Source organism: Pseudomonas sp. CH61, assembly GCF_059429415.1.
In genome coordinates this window covers 391,101-410,936 of record NZ_CM182098.1, presented here as the reverse complement: position 1 = coordinate 410,936, position 19,836 = coordinate 391,101, and the positions used below count along the sequence as shown (strand labels likewise).

18 protein-coding genes are annotated in these 19,836 nt (G+C 59.8%); 8 read left to right on the top strand and 10 right to left on the bottom strand.

All coding sequences use genetic code 11. The features are described 5' to 3' along the window. Positions 1-30: 30 nt before the first annotated feature. From purT to AC5SEM_RS01765, 5 genes are all read right to left on the bottom strand, one after another. Positions 31-1,212 carry a formate-dependent phosphoribosylglycinamide formyltransferase gene (purT, locus tag AC5SEM_RS01785; RefSeq protein ID WP_016986367.1) on the bottom strand — a complete coding sequence of 394 codons (1,182 nt, stop codon included), beginning with the start codon at positions 1,210-1,212 and terminating at the stop codon, positions 31-33. A 100-nt stretch (positions 1,213-1,312) separates the two neighbouring features. Next, positions 1,313-1,780 carry a preQ0 transporter gene (locus AC5SEM_RS01780; protein WP_495472050.1) on the bottom strand — a complete coding sequence of 156 codons (468 nt, stop codon included), beginning with the start codon at positions 1,778-1,780 and terminating at the stop codon, positions 1,313-1,315. 339 nt (positions 1,781-2,119) lie between these two features. Beyond that, complete coding sequence (locus AC5SEM_RS01775; RefSeq protein ID WP_007908996.1) at positions 2,120-2,329, bottom strand: DUF1289 domain-containing protein; 210 nt, start codon at positions 2,327-2,329, stop codon at positions 2,120-2,122. After that, positions 2,326-2,850, bottom strand: coding sequence for a gamma carbonic anhydrase family protein (locus AC5SEM_RS01770; protein WP_034154816.1), 525 nt, complete (start codon positions 2,848-2,850; stop codon positions 2,326-2,328). The genes AC5SEM_RS01775 and AC5SEM_RS01770 overlap by 4 nt, the downstream gene beginning before the upstream one ends. A gap of 47 nt (positions 2,851-2,897) precedes the next feature. After that, a complete protein-coding gene (locus AC5SEM_RS01765) occupies positions 2,898-3,497 on the bottom strand; it encodes a CoA pyrophosphatase (protein ID WP_077571253.1) in 600 nt (199 codons plus the stop codon). Between the two features lie 147 nt (positions 3,498-3,644). Here AC5SEM_RS01765 and AC5SEM_RS01760 point away from each other — a divergent pair, with 147 nt between their 5' ends. The 7 genes from AC5SEM_RS01760 to nagE all read left to right on the top strand — a co-directional run bounded on the left by AC5SEM_RS01760 (position 3,645) and on the right by nagE (position 12,231). After that, positions 3,645-4,196 (top strand): NUDIX hydrolase, encoded by a 552-nt coding sequence (locus tag AC5SEM_RS01760; RefSeq protein WP_077571252.1) that lies wholly within the window; start codon positions 3,645-3,647, stop codon positions 4,194-4,196. Positions 4,197-4,283: 87 nt separating this feature from the next. Beyond that, positions 4,284-4,799: a L,D-transpeptidase family protein gene (locus AC5SEM_RS01755; protein ID WP_095050942.1), complete on the top strand. Its 516-nt coding sequence runs from the start codon at positions 4,284-4,286 to the stop codon at positions 4,797-4,799. A 283-nt stretch (positions 4,800-5,082) separates the two neighbouring features. Further along, a complete protein-coding gene (locus AC5SEM_RS01750; protein ID WP_077571250.1) occupies positions 5,083-5,814 on the top strand; it encodes a GntR family transcriptional regulator in 732 nt (243 codons plus the stop codon). A gap of 23 nt (positions 5,815-5,837) precedes the next feature. Beyond that, positions 5,838-6,944 carry an N-acetylglucosamine-6-phosphate deacetylase gene (gene nagA / locus AC5SEM_RS01745; protein ID WP_495472049.1) on the top strand — a complete coding sequence of 369 codons (1,107 nt, stop codon included), beginning with the start codon at positions 5,838-5,840 and terminating at the stop codon, positions 6,942-6,944. Further along, positions 6,925-7,947 (top strand): SIS domain-containing protein, encoded by a 1,023-nt coding sequence (locus AC5SEM_RS01740; protein ID WP_150691932.1) that lies wholly within the window; start codon positions 6,925-6,927, stop codon positions 7,945-7,947. Before nagA ends, AC5SEM_RS01740 begins: the two co-directional genes overlap by 20 nt. Before the next feature lie 34 nt (positions 7,948-7,981). Further along, positions 7,982-10,495, top strand: coding sequence for a phosphoenolpyruvate--protein phosphotransferase (gene ptsP / locus AC5SEM_RS01735; RefSeq protein ID WP_495472048.1), 2,514 nt, complete (start codon positions 7,982-7,984; stop codon positions 10,493-10,495). Positions 10,496-10,518: 23 nt separating this feature from the next. Next, on the top strand, positions 10,519-12,231 hold the full coding sequence (gene nagE, locus AC5SEM_RS01730) for an N-acetylglucosamine-specific PTS transporter subunit IIBC (RefSeq protein WP_495472047.1): 1,713 nt from the start codon (positions 10,519-10,521) through the stop codon (positions 12,229-12,231). Positions 12,232-12,284: 53 nt separating this feature from the next. On the opposite strand, the gene AC5SEM_RS01725 is transcribed toward nagE, so the two are convergent. The 3 genes from AC5SEM_RS01725 to AC5SEM_RS01715 all read right to left on the bottom strand — a co-directional run bounded on the left by AC5SEM_RS01725 (position 12,285) and on the right by AC5SEM_RS01715 (position 13,989). Continuing rightward, the gene (locus AC5SEM_RS01725) at positions 12,285-12,731 is read right to left on the bottom strand and encodes a hypothetical protein (RefSeq protein ID WP_064393272.1); all 447 of its coding nucleotides are present in this window, start codon (positions 12,729-12,731) and stop codon (positions 12,285-12,287) included. Beyond that, complete coding sequence (locus tag AC5SEM_RS01720) at positions 12,715-13,371, bottom strand: DUF6036 family nucleotidyltransferase (protein ID WP_495472046.1); 657 nt, start codon at positions 13,369-13,371, stop codon at positions 12,715-12,717. The genes AC5SEM_RS01725 and AC5SEM_RS01720 overlap by 17 nt, the downstream gene beginning before the upstream one ends. A 258-nt stretch (positions 13,372-13,629) precedes the next feature. Further along, the gene (locus tag AC5SEM_RS01715; RefSeq protein WP_495472045.1) at positions 13,630-13,989 is read right to left on the bottom strand and encodes a DUF6124 family protein; all 360 of its coding nucleotides are present in this window, start codon (positions 13,987-13,989) and stop codon (positions 13,630-13,632) included. Between the two features lie 804 nt (positions 13,990-14,793). Here AC5SEM_RS01715 and AC5SEM_RS01710 point away from each other — a divergent pair. After that, the gene (locus AC5SEM_RS01710; protein ID WP_495472044.1) at positions 14,794-15,024 is read left to right on the top strand and encodes a hypothetical protein; all 231 of its coding nucleotides are present in this window, start codon (positions 14,794-14,796) and stop codon (positions 15,022-15,024) included. Between the two features lie 541 nt (positions 15,025-15,565). Here the strand turns inward: AC5SEM_RS01710 and AC5SEM_RS01705 are convergent. Beyond that, the gene (locus AC5SEM_RS01705) at positions 15,566-15,877 is read right to left on the bottom strand and encodes an NGG1p interacting factor NIF3 (RefSeq protein ID WP_495472043.1); all 312 of its coding nucleotides are present in this window, start codon (positions 15,875-15,877) and stop codon (positions 15,566-15,568) included. A gap of 5 nt (positions 15,878-15,882) precedes the next feature. Next, the gene (gene purL, locus AC5SEM_RS01700; RefSeq protein WP_495472042.1) at positions 15,883-19,779 is read right to left on the bottom strand and encodes a phosphoribosylformylglycinamidine synthase; all 3,897 of its coding nucleotides are present in this window, start codon (positions 19,777-19,779) and stop codon (positions 15,883-15,885) included. Between the last annotated feature and the right edge of the window lie 57 nt (positions 19,780-19,836).

Genomic DNA, 19,836 nt, shown 5'->3' with positions numbered 1-19,836 from the left:
CGAGCCTGCTCGCGAATGCCGCGACTCGGTTTACAGCTCTACAACAACAGCCTGAGCAGCACGAGTCGCCTTGGCACGAGCAGCCTCGATCGACTCATCCCGCGCCAACGCCACGCCCATGCGGCGCTGACCATTCACTTCCGGCTTGCCAAACAGTCGCAACGCCGTGTCCGGCTCGCTCAACGCAGCTCCCAGATTGGCGAACGCCGTCTGAGTCGACTGCCCTTCCACCAGAATCACCGCCGAAGCCGATGGTCCGAACTGACGAATCAGCGGCACCGGCAGGCCCAGAATTGCGCGAGCGTGCAGGGCGAACTGCGACAGATCCTGCGAAATCAGTGTGACCAGGCCGGTGTCATGCGGACGTGGGGAGACCTCGCTGAACCACACCTGATCACCCTTGATGAACAGCTCAACGCCGAACAGACCACGACCACCCAGCGCTTCAGTCACCGCTTTGGCAACACGCTCGGACTCAGCCAGGGCAATCGGGCTCATGGCTTGCGGCTGCCAGGATTCCTGATAGTCGCCCTTCTCCTGACGGTGACCGACCGGCGCGCAGAACGTAGTGCCGCCGATGTGGCGCACGGTCAGCAGGGTGATTTCGTAGTCGAAATCGATAAAGCCTTCGATGATCACCCGGCCTTTACCGGCGCGACCGCCCTCCTGTGCGTAATCCCAGGCTTTCTGCACGTCATCGACGCTGCGCAGCAGGCTCTGGCCTTTGCCCGACGAGCTCATTACCGGTTTGACGACGCAGGGGAAACCCAGGTCTTCAACGGCTTTGCTGTAATCCTCGAAGGTGTCGGCAAAGTGGTACGGCGAGGTCGGCAGGTCCAGCTCTTCGGCGGCCAGACGACGGATGCCTTCGCGGTTCATGGTCAATTGCGCAGCGCGAGCGGTCGGGATCACGGTGAAGCCTTCGGCTTCCAGTTCGACCAGGGTGGCGGTGGCGATGGCTTCGATTTCCGGCACGATGAAGTGCGGTTTCTCGGCTTCGATCACCGCGCGCAGAGCGGCGCCGTCGAGCATGTTGATCACGTGGCTGCGATGGGCGACTTGCATGGCCGGCGCGTTGGCGTAACGGTCAACGGCGATCACTTCAACGCCCAAGCGTTGCAGCTCGATCACCACTTCCTTGCCCAACTCACCACAGCCACACAGCAATACGCGGGTCGCGGTCGGCGACAATGGAGTTCCGATACGGGTCATCTCAGGTCCTCAAAGAAGCGGATCATCGAGGAAAGCAACGCCAGACGCGCTTTCCATGGGGAGAAAGCGCGGCATTTTACATGAACCTGAGGGTTTGGCTTCAGCCGGCGACGGCCTGTTTACGCTCACGCCAGGCCATGATCAGCCACACGGCGGTGACGCCGGCGAATTTCGACAGCAGAGCAGTAATGATCACCGGCGGCGTCAGCAGGTCGATCATGCCGAAGAAGATGAACGTATCGATGGGAATGCTCAGCGCCGAACTGATCCACAAACGGTCGCGCAATGGGCGCTTGGTGATACTGAACACCAGCCAGTCGATGATTTCCGACACTGCGAACGCCGTGGCGCTGGCAAGGGCAATGGAAGGATCTGACGTGACATAAGACAGCACCAACGCCGCCAGCATCGCCACGAGTGCACCGTGGCCGAAGCGGGTTTGCACCATGTCGCGCAGTATGAAGACCAGACCGCCCCAGGCCGACCAGATGATGTCCAGGTGTGGAGCGGTGGAGAAAGCAAAGTTGATCAGCACGACGCTGCTGATGTAGGCGATGAGGAAAATCATGGAGGCGACCTGGCAGATTGGCGCACAGATTACTGGACCCGCAGATCAAGAGCCACCCCCTCACCCCAGCCCTCTCCCCCAAGGGGGGCGAGGGGGAAAGGGAGCAGATCTTCGTTGAATCGAATCCCGAGTTCGACTGGAGAACGCAGGCCGGTACGGACCGAACAATCAACCCGGTCATTCCCTCCCCCTTCAAAAAACGAAGGGAAGGGAGCCTGTTGGGGGCCTTTCAAATCTTGAGTCCGACTCGACATGTCAGGTCGGCGTATAGCGAAAGACACCTCGGTCAGTCCCCTCTCCCTCTGGGAGAGGGTTAGGGTGAGGGCACCCTCAAGCCGATCACGACTTCGAAGGGATCATCCACACCAACCCACTCGCCTTCGCCCGCTCATGACACAACCCCAACACCACCCGGCGCTCGTCGTTGGTCATGCGGCCCCAGCGGGTGATCTCCTCGACCGTACGCTGGCAACCAGTACAGATGTCAGCCTCATCCAGTGCACAAATATTCACGCACGGCGAGGCTACCGGTCTTTCTGGCGTGTTCATTCTTCCTGCTCAACCAGATCGCGGGCATAACGCTGCGAGTTATGCACATAGTGCGCGGCGCTGGCCTCAAGCATTTTTTTCTGCGGCTCGGTCAGCTCGCGCACGACCTTGCCCGGCGAGCCCATCACCAGCGAACCATCGGGAATTTCCTTGCCCTCGCCGATCAGCGAATTGGCGCCAATGATGCAGTTCTTGCCGATCTTCGCGCCGTTGAGAATCACCGCATTGATGCCGATCAGGCTGTAATCGCCGACGGTGCAGCCATGCAGCATGGCGTTATGGCCGATGGTCACGCCGGTACCGATGGTCAGCGGAAAGCCCATATCGGTATGCATCACCGTGCCATCCTGCACATTGCTGTTCTTGCCGATCAGGATCAGTTCGTTGTCGCCGCGCAGCACGGCGTTGAACCAGACGTTGGCGCCCTCTTCCAGTTTGACCTTGCCCACCAGCACGGCATTGGGGGCGACCCAGCTCTGTGGGTGGGTCTCGACACGGGCGTCGCCCAGGCGGTATTTCATCTTGTTTTCCTCAGGGCTCACGGTGTGATGGCCATTCGAGCGATGGCTTAGGTGTCAATAAAGCTTTTCGGTGGTTGATGCAGACTGATCTTGGCGTCATAGAGCAGATTGATCAACTCGACGATCATGATCGCGGTCAGGCCCCAGATCTTGAAATCGCCGTAGCGATAGCTCGGCACATACCAACTGCGGCCCTGATAGTCGATGCGATGGGTATGCTCGCGAGGGTCTTTGCGGAAGAATTCCAGCGGCACGCTGAAGACCGCGGCAATCTCGGCATCGTTGGCGCGGTATTCGACAAAATCGGGAATAACGCCGACATAAGGCGTGACCTTGATGCCGTGCAGGGAGATCAGTGGGCTGAGCGGGCCGATGACTTCGACGAGTCCGGGCGGCAGGCCGATTTCTTCTTCAGCCTCACGCAGCGCGGTAAAGATCAAATCCGGGTCTTCCGGATCGCGGCGCCCACCGGGGAAGGCGACTTCGCCGCCGTGGGTCGAGAGCCCGCTGGCACGCAAGGTCAGCACCAGTTCCGGTTGGTCACTGCGGGTGATCGGCACCAGAACGGCGGCCTCGGGGAAACGTGTGTCGGTCTCCAGCGTGCGCGGTGTGTGGTTGCTTACCCTATGCAGTAGCTCGTCCAGCATGAGTGTTCTCGATCAGTGCCTTACCCTGCATCATGCACCAATCATTGCGAGCGCCCAAGCCCCCGAAACCCGTCGTGTCGCGAAACGACAACTTGCCGACCGACACCGCTGCACGCCAAGATAGGCGCAGCATTCAGGAAGCCCAGCATGAAATTTTGCAGCCACTGCGGTAACCCGGTCACCCAGCGCATTCCCGAAGGCGATTCGCGGCTGCGATTTGTCTGTGACAGCTGTCAGACCATTCACTATCAGAACCCCAATATCGTTGCCGGTTGCGTGCCGACCTGGGGCACGAAAGTATTGCTCTGCCGCCGCGCCATCGAGCCGCGCCTCGGTTACTGGACGTTGCCCGCCGGTTTCATGGAGAACGGCGAAACCATCGAACAGGCCGCCGAGCGCGAAACTGCCGAAGAAGCCTGCGCCCGGGTGCGCAACCTGAGCATCTATACGCTGATCGATGTGCCGCACATCAGTCAGGTGCATGTGTTCTTCCGTGCCGAGCTGGTCGATCTGGACTTTGCCGCCGGCCCCGAGAGCCTCGAAGTGCAACTATTCGACGAAGCCGACATTCCCTGGGACGAGCTGGCTTTCCGCACGGTGGGGCGTACCTTAGAATGCTTCTTCGCTGATCGGCGTGTTGAGGTGTACCCGGTTCGTTCGGAATCGATTCCGCCGCTCGCTCAGCCTGCCATTACTTGATTTCGTCGCCGGCCAGCCGATAACCCGAGCACGTCTGCACAACACCTATAAATCATGTATCTGCGTCATTCCTGGGGAATCGTTTCAATGCGCTGGTTGCTTGCCCTGTTCTGCCTGTCCTTCGTTACCGTCTCCCAAGCGTCATTCGTGACCACCGTGACGCCGTCGAATACGCCTCTTATCGAAAAAGTTCTGGTGCTTAAGTCGGCTCATCAACTGCAGTTGATCGCCGACGGCAAGCCGCTGAAAACCTATCGCATCTCTCTAGGCAAAGGCGCGAAAAAAGGTCCGAAACTGATAGAAGGCGACAAACGCACGCCGGAAGGTTTCTATTGGATCGACTGGCGCAAGACCAGCGACAAATTCAATCTGTCGATGCACATCTCCTACCCGAACATCAGCGATTCGGCCCGCGCCCGTCGCGAAGGCGTCGAGCCCGGCGGGATGATCATGATCCACGGCACGCCGGATTCGGAAGAAACCCCGGAAGACCTGTTCCACACCCTCGACTGGACTGACGGCTGCGTCGCCATGCGTAACGTCGACATGCGCGAAGTGTGGAATCTGGTGCCAGACGGCACGATGGTCGAAATCCGCCCTTAACCAGCGACCGCTGGTCACCCGCAAAAAAATAAATCAAAAGATCGCAGCCTGCGGCCGCTCCTACAGAGGTGATACCACTCTCAACTGTAGGCGCTGCCGCAGGCTGCGATCTTTTGTTTTTTACAGGCCACCACTAATACCACTTGAAACCATACCCCCTGAAACCCGCCATCCTACTGGGCCAAAGCCCATTTTCGCGCGTTGACATGGTATTCAAGTGGTATTAATTTCCGCCCCACAAGCGAGCCACAACAATCCTATACTCGCGACGGAAATGCCCTACATGAACGACCTCCATACCCTACGCCCGGACGACTCCCAGCCGACGCCGCTGTACCTGCAGCTGGCGCGCAATCTGGAAGCCGCGATTCATGCCGGGCAGTGGAAGTCCGAGCAGGCGATGCCCTCGGAACGCAACCTCAGCGAGCAACTGGGCATCTCCCGAGTGACTGCGCGCAAGGCGCTGGAAGTCCTCCTCGATCAAGGCTTGATCCGCCGCTTGCAAGGCTCCGGCACCTTCATCACCCCACGCCTCGAACAACCGCTGTCGCGCCTTTCGGGCTTCAGCGAAATGCTCCGCCTCAAGGGCTTCGTACCCAGCTCACACTGGCTGGAACGTGAAATCACCCTGCCGACTCACGAAGAACTGATCCGCCTCAGCCTGTCGCCGAACGACAAGGTCGCGCGCATGAAGCGTCTGCGCAAAGCCGATGACACGGTGATGGCCATCGAGATGAGCACCCTGCCCGCCTCGATCATGCCCAAGCCGCAACGGGTCGGCGATTCGCTCTACGAATACCTCGACGGCATCGGCAAACCGATCGTCCGCGCCCTGCAGCACATCCAGGCGATCAACGCCTCTGACGAGTTCGCCGCGCTGGTCGGCATCGCCCCCGGCACCGCGATGCTGCTGATGACCCGAGTCGGTTATCTGGAAGACAACACACCGATCGAAGTCACCGACACCTATTGCCGCAACGACTACTACGACTTTGTTGCAGAGCTGCGCCGCTAAAACGGCCCAAAGCGAGAACCAAAATGTCCGAAGACAACATCCTCACCGCCAGCGGCTGGGTTCGCGGCCGGCTGATCCACGAACACGGCAAAGTCGTGTCGATCGAAGGCGTACCCTGCGATCCGGCAACTAATGATCTGCCGTATCTGCTGCCCGGTTTCATCGATCTGCACGTCCACGGCGGTGGTGGCAAAGACATCATGGAAGGCGCCAGCGCCTTCGAGACCATCACCAGAACCCACGTGCGCTTCGGCACCACCTCGCTGCTCGCCACCACCATGACCGCGCCGAGTGCCGAGATCTCCAGTGTCTTGAAAGAAGTCGGAGAATTCTGCGAACAGCGTCCGAAAGGTGCCGCGCGGGTCCTCGGCGTACACCTCGAAGGTCCGTACATCAATCCGGGAAAACTCGGCGCGCAACCGAATTTCGCCCACACCGCATTGATGGCCGAAGTCGAAGAATACCTGGCACTGGCGCCGATCCGCGTGATCACCATCGCCCCGGAAATCGCCGGCCACGACGCGTTGATTCGTGAGCTGAGCAGCCGTGGCGTGCGCATGCAGATCGGCCACACCCTCGGCAGCTACGAGGAAGGCGTTGCTGCAATGGAGGCCGGCGCGACCAGTTTCACTCACCTTTACAACGCCATGAGCCCGCTGCATCACCGCGAACCGGGCATCGTCGGCGCTGCGCTGGCCCACGCCAAATTCGCCGAGCTGATTCCGGATTTGCTGCACGTGCACCCCGGCGCCATCCGCGTGGCCCTGCGCTCGATCCCGTGCCTGTATTGCGTGACCGATTCGACCGCTGCCGCCGGCATGCCCGACGGTGAATACAAGCTCGGCAGCCACACCGTGACCAAATGCCTGGGCGGCGTGCGCCTGCCGGACGGCACTTTGGCCGGCAGCACGCTGACCATGGATCAAGCCCTGCGCAACCTGGTGAAGATCGGTTTGCCGATCGCCGAGGCCTCGCAACGCCTGTCGCAATTCCCCGCCGATTACCTCGGCATCAACGAACGCGGGCGCCTGCAACCGGGTGCCTGGGCCGACTGCGTGCGGCTCGACCGCTCACTCACACTGACCGCCGTCATGGTCGAAGGAGAAGACATTGACTTCAAAAATGCTTGAGGAGGCGCTGTCCTCGTTCGAGGCTGTGCAAGCCCAACTGCAACAGCTCGACCCGCAAATGATCGAGATCGCCGGGCGTCTGCGCCGTCAGCCACCGCAAGTGGCGATGACCGTTGCGCGCGGCAGCTCCGACCACGCGGCGAGCTACTTCGCCTACCTGACCATGCAGCAACTGGGCGTGCCGGTGGCGTCGTTGCCGATGTCGGTGGTGACCATGCAGCAGGCGCCGTTGAAGGTCAGCGGTCAGGTCGCGTTCGCGTTTTCGCAATCGGGGCAGAGCCCGGATCTGGTCAACAGCCTGCGCCTGTTGCGCAAGCGTGGCGCGCTGAGCGTGTCGATGGTCAACGCCGCCGATTCGCCACTGGAAGCGGCGTGTGAATTCAGCGTGCCGCTGCTCGCCGGGACTGAAAGCAGCGTCGCCGCGACCAAGAGTTTTATCGCCACCCTCAGCGCCAGCGCTCGTTTGATCGCGCACTGGAAAGAGGACAGCGAATTGCTTGAGGCCGGTAACGCCCTGCCCGAAGGCCTGCGCGAAGCCGCCAAACAGGACTGGAGCCTAGCCATCGAAGCGTTGCGTGATTGCGAGCGTTTGATGGTCATCGGCCGTGGTGCCGGTTTCGCCATCGCTCAAGAGGCCGCGCTGAAATTCAAGGAAACCTCGGCGATTCAGGCCGAAGCGTTCAGCAGCGCCGAAGTCCGTCACGGCCCGATGGCACTGATCGACGAACACTATCCGTTGCTGGTCTTCGCCCCACGCGGCGCAGAGCAGGCTGGCCTTCTGAGTCTCGCGGCAGAAATGCGTCAGCGCGGCGCCCGTGTGTTGTTGGCCGCGCCGGATGACGTCAGCGAACGCGATCTGACCCTGACCCGCGCCGAACATCCGGCCCTCGATCCGATTCTGGCGATCCAGAGCTTCTACGTGATGGCCGCCGGTTTGGCCGTGGCCCGTGGCATGGACCCGGATCAGCCGCGCCACCTGAGCAAAGTGACCCGAACGCACTAAGTCCGAATGACTGCACACCTGATGAGACCGAGCCATGCACAACAACAATAAAGAGCTGACCCTCAGCGCCCCGCTCAGCGGCCCGGTGCTCACGCTCGCCAAAGTCCCGGACGCGGTGTTCGCCAGCGGCGCGATGGGCGACGGCATTGCCATCGACCCGATCAACGACACGCTGTACTCGCCGTGCGCCGGGGTGATCATTCACGTCGCGCGCACCGGCCATGCACTCACGGTGCGTGCCGACAACGGCGCGGAAATCCTCCTGCACCTGGGGCTCGACACCGTTGAGTTGAACGGCGAAGGCTTCTCGATGCTGGTCAAGGATGGCACCCGCGTCAGCAAGGGTCAGCCGTTGTTGCGCTATGACCTCGACAAGGTCGGCCAGCAATGCAAAAGCCTGGTCAGCCTGTTGATCCTGACCAACAGCCAGGATTTTCAAGTGCGGCCGATTACGCTGAAAGCGGTGAAGGTTGGCGAGCCGTTATTGCACATTGTTGCGCGTAACAGCTCGGCGGCGAATGTTGCAGACGTGAGCGGGCCGGAGGTTCATGGTCATGTGCTGGTGGCTCATCGCGGTGGTTTGCATGCGCGCCCTGCGGCGCTGATTCGGCAGACTGCGCAAGGTTTCAAGAGCCAGTCACAGCTGCACTTCGCCGGCAAATCGGCGCCGTGCAACAGCCTGATCGGGCTAATGGGCCTGGCGGTTGGCGAGCAGGATGAAGTGCAGGTCAGCTGTCAGGGGCCGGATGCCGAAGCGGCGTTGCAAGCATTGCTCACGGCGTTGGCCACCGCGCTGCCGGATGATCATCACGCGGCGGCGCCGGTCAATGTTGCCGCTATTAAACGCCCGGCCGAAGCTGGCGTATTACACGGTGTCTGCGCTGCGCCGGGACTGGTTGGCGGGCCGCTGTTTCGTTTGAACGGGATCAGTTTGCCGGCGGACACTGGCAATCATGATCCGCTGCAGCAACAGCAGGTGCTCGACGCTGCACTGACTCAAGTACGCAATGAAATCGACGGCACCCTTGTTCAAGCGAAAAAACACAAGAATGCCGATGAAGAAGCGATCTTCGCCGCGCATCTGGCACTGCTCGAAGACCCGGCGCTGCTCGACGCTGCACAGCAATCCATCGAACAAGGCATTGCGGCGACTCACGCCTGGAGCCAGTCGATCGATGTGCAATGCGAAGTCTTGCAACACACCGGCAGCCCGCTGCTGGCCGAACGCGCCAACGATCTGCGCGACCTCAAACAACGCGTGCTACGTGCGTTGCTCGGTGAGGCGTGGAATTACGACGTGCCGGCAGGCGCCATTGTTGCCGCACATGAACTGACGCCCTCGGATTTGCTGCAACTCAGCGCGCAAGGTGTCGCCGGGTTGTGCATGGCCGCGGGTGGCGCGACTTCGCATGTGGCGATTCTGGCGCGCGGCAAAGGGCTGCCGTGCATGGTGGCGCTGGGTTCGGCATTGCTTGATCAGCCGCAAGGTCATTCGGTGGTGCTCGATGCTGACGGTGGTCGTCTGGAACTGAAGCCAAACGTTGAGCGCTTGGCTGAAGTTAAGCAGGCGCAAATTGATCGCCAGCAACGTCGCGACACGCAGCAGGCCAAAGCTCATCTGCCCGCCGAAACACGTAATGGCGTGCACATCGAAGTCGTCGCCAATGTCGCCTCCAGCGCTGAAACGGCGGACGCCTTCGCCAACGGTGCCGACGGTGTAGGCCTGTTACGAACCGAGTTTTTGTTCGTCGATCGTCAGACCGCTCCGGACGTCGAAGAGCAACGCAGCGCCTATCAAGCCGTGATCGATGCGATGGGCAACAAGTCAGTGATCATCCGCACCATCGACGTCGGCGGCGACAAACAACTCGACTACCTGCCGCTGCCGATCGAAGCCAACCCGGTACTCGGCCTGCGCGGCATTCGTCTGGCTCAGGCGCGCCCGGAAATCCTCGATCAGCAACTGCGCGCGCTGCTGCAAGTCAGCCCGCTGCACCGTTGCCGGATCCTGTTGCCGATGGTCACCGAAGTCGATGAGCTGCTGCACATTCGTAAACGCGTCGATACCTTGTGCATCGAACTTGGCGTGAGCCAGCGCCCGGAAATCGGCGTGATGATCGAAGTCCCCGCCGCCGCGCTGCAGGCCGAACAACTCGCCGAACACGCTGACTTCCTCTCGATCGGCACCAACGATCTGTCGCAATACACCTTGGCCATGGATCGCGACCACGCAGGTCTGGCCGCCCGCGTCGACGCCCTGCACCCGGCGCTGCTGCGCCTGATCGCCATGACCTGCGAAGGCGCGGCAGTGCATAAACGTTGGGTCGGCGTCTGCGGCGCCCTCGCCTCTGATCCGCTGGCCACACCGGTGCTGATCGGTCTGGGCGTTACCGAACTGTCGGTCAGCCCGGTGCAGATCGGCGAAATAAAGGATCGCGTGCGCCAGGTGCATGAAGCCGAATGCCAGCGCCTCAGCCGCGACCTGCTCAAACTGAGCAGCGCCGCCGCCGTGCGTCACGCCTGTCATCAACATTGGCCTCTGCGCTAACAAAGACAACAAGGACAAACGCCATGTACCAACTCTTCATTGAAGGCCTGCAACGCCTTGGCCGTGCGCTGATGCTGCCGATCGCAATCCTGCCGATTGCCGGCTTGCTCCTGCGCCTGGGTGACACCGACCTGCTGAACATCGCGATCATCCACGACGCCGGCCAAGTGATCTTCGCCAACCTGGCGATGATCTTCGCCATCGGTATCGCCGTCGGTTTCGCCAAGGACAACAACGGCACCGCCGGCCTCGCCGGGGTGATCGGTTATCTGGTGATGATCTCCACGCTCAAGGTGCTCGACGCGAGCATCAACATGGGCATGCTCGCCGGCATCGTCAGCGGCCTGATGGCCGGCGCGCTGTACAACCGCTTCAAGGACATCAAGCTGCCGGAGTATCTGGCGTTCTTCGGCGGACGACGCTTTGTGCCGATTGTCACCGGGTTTGCAGCGGTCGGCCTCGGTGTGGTGTTCGGCTATATCTGGCCGCCAATCCAGCATGGCATCAACAGCTTCGGCGCCTTGATGATGGAAAGCGGCAGCCTCGGCGCGTTCGTGTTTGGTGTGTTCAACCGCCTGTTGATCGTCACCGGCCTGCACCACATCCTCAACAACATGGCGTGGTTTGTGTTCGGCAACTTCACCGACCCAACCACCGGTGCGCTGGTAACCGGCGACCTGTCGCGCTACTTCGCCGGCGATCCGAAGGGTGGCCAGTTCATGACCGGCATGTTCCCGATGATGATCTTCGGTTTGCCGGCGGCGTGTCTGGCGATGTATCGCAACGCCCTGCCGGAACGCCGCAAGGTGATGGGCGGGATTTTCCTGTCGATGGCATTGACGTCGTTTTTGACCGGGGTGACTGAGCCAATCGAATTTGCCTTCATGTTTCTGGCGCCTCTGTTGTATCTGCTGCATGCGCTGCTGACCGGGTTATCGATGGCGATTACCAATGCGTTGAACATCCACCTCGGCTTCACCTTCTCCGGCGGTTTCATCGACATGGTGCTGGGTTGGGGCCGATCCACAAATGGCTGGCTGGTGATTCCAGTCGGGCTGGCCTATGCCGTGGTGTATTACGCGGTGTTTGATTTCTGTATTCGTCGCTTCAATCTGAAGACGCCGGGGCGCGAGGATGTAGCGGTCAGTGAAAAAGCCGTACTGACTGAGAACGAACGCGCCGGTGCTTACATCAAGGCATTGGGTGGTGCTGAAAATCTGCTAACGGTTGGCGCGTGCACCACGCGGCTGCGACTGGAGATGGTTGATCGCAATAAGGTGTCGGATGCGGATCTGAAAGCGCTGGGTGCGATGGCGGTTGTGCGTCCGGGTAAAGGCGGGAGTTTGCAGGTTGTGGTCGGGCCGATGGCGGATAGTATTGCCGATGAGATTCGTCTGGCGATGCCGGCGTTGGGGCGTGCTGTTTTGGTTGAAACCGCTGTTGTTGATGAGCCGAAAGTTATGGCCGTTGCCGGTTCCGAGGCGCAGCAATGGCTGAACGCGTTGGGCGGCGGCGACAATGTGCTGCAACTGGATTGCATTGCGATGACGCGGATTCGCCTGCAATTGGCGGATGGCAAGGCGTTGTCCGAGGCGCAGTTGAAGGATCTGGGATGTCACGGTGTCAGCCAGTTGGATGGCGGGGTCTGGCATTTGCTGCTGGGCGATAAGGCGGCGAGTTTGAGCGGGGCACTGGAAAGCCTGGTCAACCGCAGCGAGGTTAGTGTGAAGGTTTAATCGACACAAAAAACCCGGCTTAGGCCGGGTTTTTCATCGCCAACAAATTCGGCTCAGGATGAATGCTGTTCCGCTTGGTAATGGCGGGTCTGAAATGGCATCAGCGTTTGAACCTTCAATCCAAGACTTTCTGCTAACCCCCAAGAGACGGCCAATTCATCTTTGCGATTGCGTAATGAAACCTTTGTTTGAGGCGCGACATCCTGCTTCGGTGTCGAGTGCGCGAAAAGCTCCAGCGCATGAAGAGTTTCCAATACGCGGGTATCCGAGACACACGAGAAACGAGTAAATCGCTCCAACAGGTAGGCGGCGCGGCGGCGTTCAATGTCATCGCTATGATGTTTCAGAAAGGCCTTCACCTCGCTTTCAACATTTGAATCCGAGTACCAGACTTCTTTCGCAGCATTCACCAGTGCAACGTCGTCGGCCTGATTCAGAGGGCTTCTGACGAGAGTGTCTAACGCGGATGAGAGGACGTGAGCGTCATTCAACTTCGTCATCTGCTTTCTCCAGATAGTCTTGCAATATGTTGCTCAGAACCGAGGTCGGTTGCGCTTTATTGCCAACATATACATCAATTGCCTGCAATGCCAGACGCCGGAGCTCGCTGGTCAGTATGAACCCGCACCTCAGAAGGGCATTGATGTCTGCGATATCGTGATCTGTAGCCCTGCCCAGCTTTGTAATGGCTATGTCGACGGGCGCAGCAATATGGATGTGTAGAGGAGACTCCAGCGAAAACTCTGACATGGGAATACTTCGCGACCAATAATCCTCATGAATCGGGCCAAAGCTAGTGTTGTATTGCAGGTCGTAGTTCAGCTCCATCTTTCGAGCAGAAAGCTCATCGACAAAGGGCTCCGGCACCGTCGCCAGCAGCGTACGCAGGTCGAATCCTGCCGGAATGCATGCCTCATAGATTTCCGCATCGACATCCAAAGATATGCGGTGATGGGTGTAGAGGTGAACTGCACACCCTCCAAATACAATAATCTTGACCGCCCCAGGTGCTGAGTTCTCTTGAATCAGTTCTGCCTCGACTGACTTGAACATCGATACCAGCGCCCGCCCCAGCGCGGTGCTTGTGTTGATGCGGGGTGTGACGACGGGAAGTAGCTCCATTTTCAACCTCAGAGTCATGTCGATGGCTTCAGCGAAAGGAGCAATATCCCGTTAGCGGTCTATTGCCGAGCTCGCTGTTTGCCAGAGACAACCCAAGTTAAAGAGGCTACTTCCGAGGGACAACCTGAAAAAACGGTAGGAAAAATCCGCTATTTGATGAGGTACAGGAAGTATTCGGACAACTGCGAAAACGCTTTCGCGAGCAAGCCCGCTCCCACAGGGAATGTATTTTAGATGTGGGAGCGAGCCTGCTGGCGATCAACGATGACGCGATCGTCAGGTTTGTGGATCGACTCGATCCAGCGCCCGGTTTACCGCGAGTTCGGCGAGCATGATGATTTGCTGGATGCCTAGCGCGGTGCTGCGCTGCAGGCCGGTTAGCTCATTGGCAAAGTTGCTGGTAGCAGCGCTTGCCGAGGCTAACGATTCGCAGGCGTGGGCGAGCAGGCTTTCGGTGTCGACCTCTGGGCAGACCATGAACATGGTGCTCGGTCGGCGGGGCTTTGCGGGTTCGGGGCACAGGTAGAAGTCGAGGGCGCGTTTGATGGCTTCGCGGTTTCGGGCCTGGTCTTCGGCGCGGAGGGCTTCTTCGAGTGGGGTTTTGGTTTCGGGTGGATCGGGTACGGGCTTAGTCATTGCAATGATCTCTAATCAATGATTGAGCCATCACTGGTCGTTTCTCACGCGACGAAGAGGTGGCAGCTATGTGCGGAGTGAGAAACCGGTAAGAGATCAACCCGGCCGAACCGAAGTCCGCCCGCACACAGCCGCCATAGAACATCACCGGCAGCAAATGAGCTGGCGGCGATTATGGTGCTACTGACGTTTGATTAAAACCTCTTACCGGGTTCTCACACCCGATCACCGATTTGCGGTGACAACCAAAGACTAGAGACCCGACGTCCGACGGACAACCTGAAAACCTTGTGGGAAGGTTCTGGCTATTCGACACATCATTAAACAGCCAAAAGCAAACCCTCACCCTAGCCCTCTCCCAGAGAGAGAGGGGACTGACCGAGGTGTTCGGGCGAGATACACCGACGTGAAAGACCGAGCCGAACTCAGGTTTTGAAAAGCCCATAAATTCGTCACTCTCCCTCCCCTAGCCGAACTCAGTTTCGCCCCCCACAAATCGGCCCCCTCTCTCCGAATCAAACTCAGGCTTGAATAGCACACAAATCGGCGCCCTCTCCCTCGGGAGAGGGCTGGGCGGGCGGCGTTCCGATGAGGGGCGAATCCAGCACAAAACCCAAGTCGATCACACACCACTCAAACAAGATGAGCGCCAGCTCGGCTGCCCCCACCACATTGCCGGCACTGTCAACTGTCAGGTCTGACAGTTGACCGCCTTGATCAACCTTATTACGTTGACTGAATCAGGCAGTTTTCATGTCGTAGCCTTGATAACCCTAAGCTCAACTCAAAAAGGATGGCTGCGACATGGCAAAGAAAATGACGGACGCAGAACAACTGGAGCATCTGAAAAAAACCTTCGGAGATCTTGATGAAAATAAAGACGGAATTCTGACTTTCGAAGAGTTCGCCAGCGGTACCGAAGGCTTTGAAAAAACCATGAGAACTTGGGTTTGGGATGAATACAACAAGGACCGGAACAGCGAACTAACCCTGGAAGAGTACCTGGCCAGCCAAAACACGAAGCCCGCCAAATAGTTTCGTCACCTCCAGGCCCCATCGCTGGCAAGCCTGCTCCCACAGAGCAGAGCAAAGCACCACCACCAGCCCGCTCCTCACCACTCAACAGGATGAGCGTTAGCTCGGCTGCAGCTCTTGATCTTGATCCACCGGCCCCGTCGGCAGGCTGAGTGGAGGGATTTATCCGGGGGTGGGAGCGCAGCGACCGTTTGGCGCAGCCAAATGCATCGAGAGGAGGTGCAGCGAAGCAAACCGTAGGCGATGCGCCCGGATAGATCCCGGAGCGAAGGAACCCCGAGCTTTAGCGAGTGGGCCGAACGTTGGGGCAAGCCTTTTCGGTTACCTTTTCGGCGTTTGGAAAAGGTGACCCGCCGTAAGGGCGGAACCGCCAGCCGCAGCCCCCGAAGAAACGGATATTCACTCAGTCAGCCAGAGCATGGTCGCCTGTCAGGGCGCCATCGCGAGCAGGCTCACTCCTACAGAAAAGCAAATCGCAGGCAACAAAAAACCCGCAGACAATCACTCATCTACGGGTTTCCTGTTTCAGCAGCAAGAAAGATCAGAAATCTTCCAGCCGCCACACTTCATAAGCCGGTGTCTCGTACGGATGACTGAGCTTCAACGCCGCCACAACAGCAACGATCAACTCATCCGCCACCACAAGCTCAACCTTCCACTCCTCAACCCGCTCAACCTGCCCCATCTCACCAATGAACGGCTGACTACCGTCCAAAGGCCGAAACTGACCAGACCCAAGCACCTGCCAAGCACAGTGGTCATAGTCACCGATCCGCCCACCACCGGCAGCGAACACAGCCCCTTTGACCACCTCGACATGACTGTCAGGAACAAAAAACGCCAGCTTGTACACAGGCCTTAGTTAACCCACACACGTGCATTACGGAACATACGCATCCAAGGTGCATCTTCGTTCCAGTCTTCCGAACGCCACGAGTTCTGCACGGCGCGGAACACACGCTCCGGGTGCGGCATCATGATCGTCACACGGCCATCACGGCTGGTGAGACCGGTAATCCCGCGCGGCGAACCGTTCGGGTTGGCCGGATAACGCTCGGTGACCTTGCCATGGTTGTCGACGAAACGCATCGCCACGCAACCGGACAGATCGGCTTCCAGCAGAGCTTCTTCGCTGGAGAACTCGGCGTGACCTTCACCGTGAGCGATGGCGATCGGCATACGCGAACCGGCCATGCCTTGCAGGAAGATCGAGTTCGATTCCTGGATCTGCACCATTGCCACGCGCGCTTCGAACTGCTCGGAGCGGTTACGCACGAAGTGCGGCCAGAACTCGCTGCCCGGGATCAGCTCGTGCAGGTTGGACATCATCTGGCAACCGTTGCACACGCCGAGGGTGAAGCTGTCGTTACGCTCGAAGAAGCCCTGGAAGGCATCACGGGCGCGGCTGTTGAACAGCGCCGACTTGGCCCAGCCTTCACCGGCGCCGAGAACGTCGCCGTAGGAGAAACCACCGCAGGCCACCAGACCTTTGAACTCGTTCAGGTCGACACGGCCAGCGAGAATGTCGCTCATGTGCACGTCGATTGCGTTGAAACCGGCGCGGTCGAACGCAGCGGCCATTTCCACCTGACCGTTGACGCCCTGCTCACGCAGCACGGCAACCTGTGGGCGGATGCCTTTCTTGATGTAAGGCGCGGCGATGTCCTGGTTGACGTCGTAACTGAGCTTGACGCTCAGGCCCGGGTTGTCTTCTTCCAGCAGCACGTCGAACTCTTGTTCGGCGCAGTCAGCGTTGTCGCGCAGACGCTGGATCTGGTAGCTGGTTTCAGCCCAGGTACGTTGCAGCAGACGACGCTGGCCTTCGAACACGGTGTCACCGTTGAAGGTGATGTTGATCTGGCCATTGTTGATCGGCTGACCGATCACCGACACGCAGTCGCCCAGACCGGCCGCGCTGAACTGCGCGAGAATGTCTGGCGTGGCGTCCTGACGAACCTGGATCACTGCACCCAGTTCTTCGTTGAACAGGATCGCAGCGATTTCTGCCGAGGACTCGGCAACGCTGTCGAGGTTCAGGCTCAGACCGCAGTGGCCGGCGAAGGCCATTTCCACCACGGAGGTCAGCAGACCACCGTCGGAGCGGTCGTGGTAAGCCAGCAGGTGACCGTCGGCGTTGAGGCCCTGGATCACCGCGAAGAAGGCTTTCAGGTCTTCGGCGTCATCGACGTCCGGCGCGTGTTTGCCAAGTTTGCCGTGTGTCTGAGCAAGAATCGAAGCACCCATACGGTTCTGCCCGCGACCGAGGTCGATCAGGATCAGGTCGGTGGTGCCCTTGTCCATGCGCAGTTCCGGGGTCAGGGTCTGACGGATGTCAGCCACTGGCGCGAAACCGGTCACGATCAGCGACATCGGCGAGGTCACGGTTTTTTCTTCGCCGTTGTCGTTCCAACGGGTGGCCATGGACATCGAGTCCTTGCCCACCGGAATGGTGATGCCCAGCTCAGGGCACAGTTCCATACCGACCGCTTTCACGGTGTCGTACAGACGCGCGTCTTCGCCCGGGTGGCCGGCAGCAGACATCCAGTTCGCCGACAGTTTGATGTCGGAGATCTTGTTGATGCGCGAAGCTGCGATGTTGGTCAGGGTTTCGCCGATGGCCATGCGGCCCGACGCCGGAGCGTCCAGCAATGCCAGCGGAGTACGCTCGCCCATCGCCATCGCTTCACCGGTGTAGACATCAAAACTGGTGGCGGTGACGGCAACGTCGGCCACCGGAACCTGCCACGGGCCGACCATTTGGTCACGGGCCACGAGGCCGGTGATGGTGCGGTCGCCGATGGTGATCAGGAAGCTTTTGCTCGCCACGGCCGGGTGATGCAGAACACGTTCGATGGACTCGCTGATGTCGAGGTTCGACGGATCGAAGTCATCGCCCAGCTCGGCTTCACGAACCACCGAACGGTGCATGCGCGGGGCTTTGCCCAGCAACACTTCCAGTGGCATGTCCACCGGGTTGTTGCCGAAGTGGCTGTCGGTGACGGTCAGTTGCGGCTCGGCAGTGGCTTCACCAACAACGGCAAACGGGCAACGCTCACGTTCGCAGATCGCCTGGAAGCGCGCGAAGTCTTCCGGGCCGACCGCCAGAACGTAACGTTCCTGGGATTCGTTGGACCAGATTTCGTGCGGGGCCATGCCCGGCTCGTCGTTGGGAATGTTGCGCAGTTCGAAACGGCCACCGCGGTCGCCGTCGTTGACCAGTTCCGGGAAGGCGTTGGACAGACCGCCCGCGCCGACGTCGTGGATGAAGCTGATCGGGTTCTTGTCACCCAGTTGCCAGCAACGGTCGATGACTTCCTGGCAGCGACGCTCCATTTCAGGGTTTTCACGCTGCACGGAAGCGAAGTCGAGATCCGCCGAGCTGGTGCCGGTGGCCATCGAGGAAGCGGCGCCGCCACCCAGACCAATCAACATCGCCGGGCCGCCGAGAACGATCAGCTTGGAGCCAACGACGATCTCGCCTTTCTTGACGTGTTCTTCGCGGATGTTGCCCATGCCGCCAGCGAGCATGATCGGCTTGTGGTAACCGCGAACTTCGTCACCGTGCGGGGTGGTGATCGATTGTTCGAAGGTACGGAAGTAGCCAGTCAGCGCCGGACGACCGAATTCGTTGTTGAACGCGGCGCCGCCGAGCGGGCCTTCGATCATGATGTCCAGCGCGGTGACGATGCGCTCAGGCTTGCCGTACGGCACTTCCCACGGCTGTTCGAAGCCCGGGATCTGCAGGTTGGATACAGTGAAACCGGTCAGGCCAGCCTTTGGCTTGGCGCCACGGCCGGTGGCACCTTCGTCACGGATTTCGCCGCCCGAACCAGTCGATGCGCCCGGGAACGGGGCGATCGCGGTCGGGTGGTTGTGGGTTTCAACCTTCATCAGGATGTGCACCGGCTCCTGCACCGCGCCGTACTGGCGGGTTTCAGGATTCGGGAAGAAACGGCCGGCGACGTTGCCGACGATCACCGAGGCGTTGTCCTTATAAGCCGACAGAACGCCTTCGCTGTGCATCACGTAGGTGTTCTTGATCATGCCGAACAGGCTTTTTTCCTGGTTCTCACCATCAATATCCCAACTGGCGTTGAAGATCTTGTGGCGGCAGTGCTCGGAGTTGGCCTGGGCGAACATCATCAGTTCGATGTCGTGCGGGTTGCGCTTGAGACCGTTGAAGGCGTCGACCAGATAGTCGATTTCGTCTTCGGCGAGGGCCAGGCCCAGCTCGGTGTTGGCTTTTTCCAGCGCGGCGCGACCACCACCGAGGATGTCGATTGCAGTCAGCGGCTTCGGCTCGGCGTGGCTGAACAGACCGGCGGCCTGCTCGAGGTTGGCCAGCACGATCTGGGTCATGCGGTCATGCAGCACGTCGGCAATCTGCTGGGCTTCGGCTTCGCTGAACTGACCGGCCACGTAGAAGGCGATACCGCGCTCCAGACGCTGGATCTTGCTCAGGCCGCAGTTGCGGGCGATGTCGCTGGCCTTGCTCGACCATGGCGAGATGGTGCCGAAACGCGGCAACACCAGAAACAGACGGCCGGTCGGCTCTTGAACCGGAACACTTGGACCGTACTTCAGAAGGCGCGCTAGCACCTGCTGTTCGTCGCCGGTCAGGACGCCGGTGACTTCGGCGAAGTGAGCGAATTCAGCATACAGGCCACTGACAGCTGGAACCTTCTGGCTCAGTTGCTCAAGGAGTTTGCTGTGGCGAAAGGCAGAAAGGGCAGGAGCGCCGCGCAGGATCAACATCTTCGGGACAGCCTCGGGAAGGGGTGTGCTTTGAGGCCGTGCATTCTAGCCTAAACC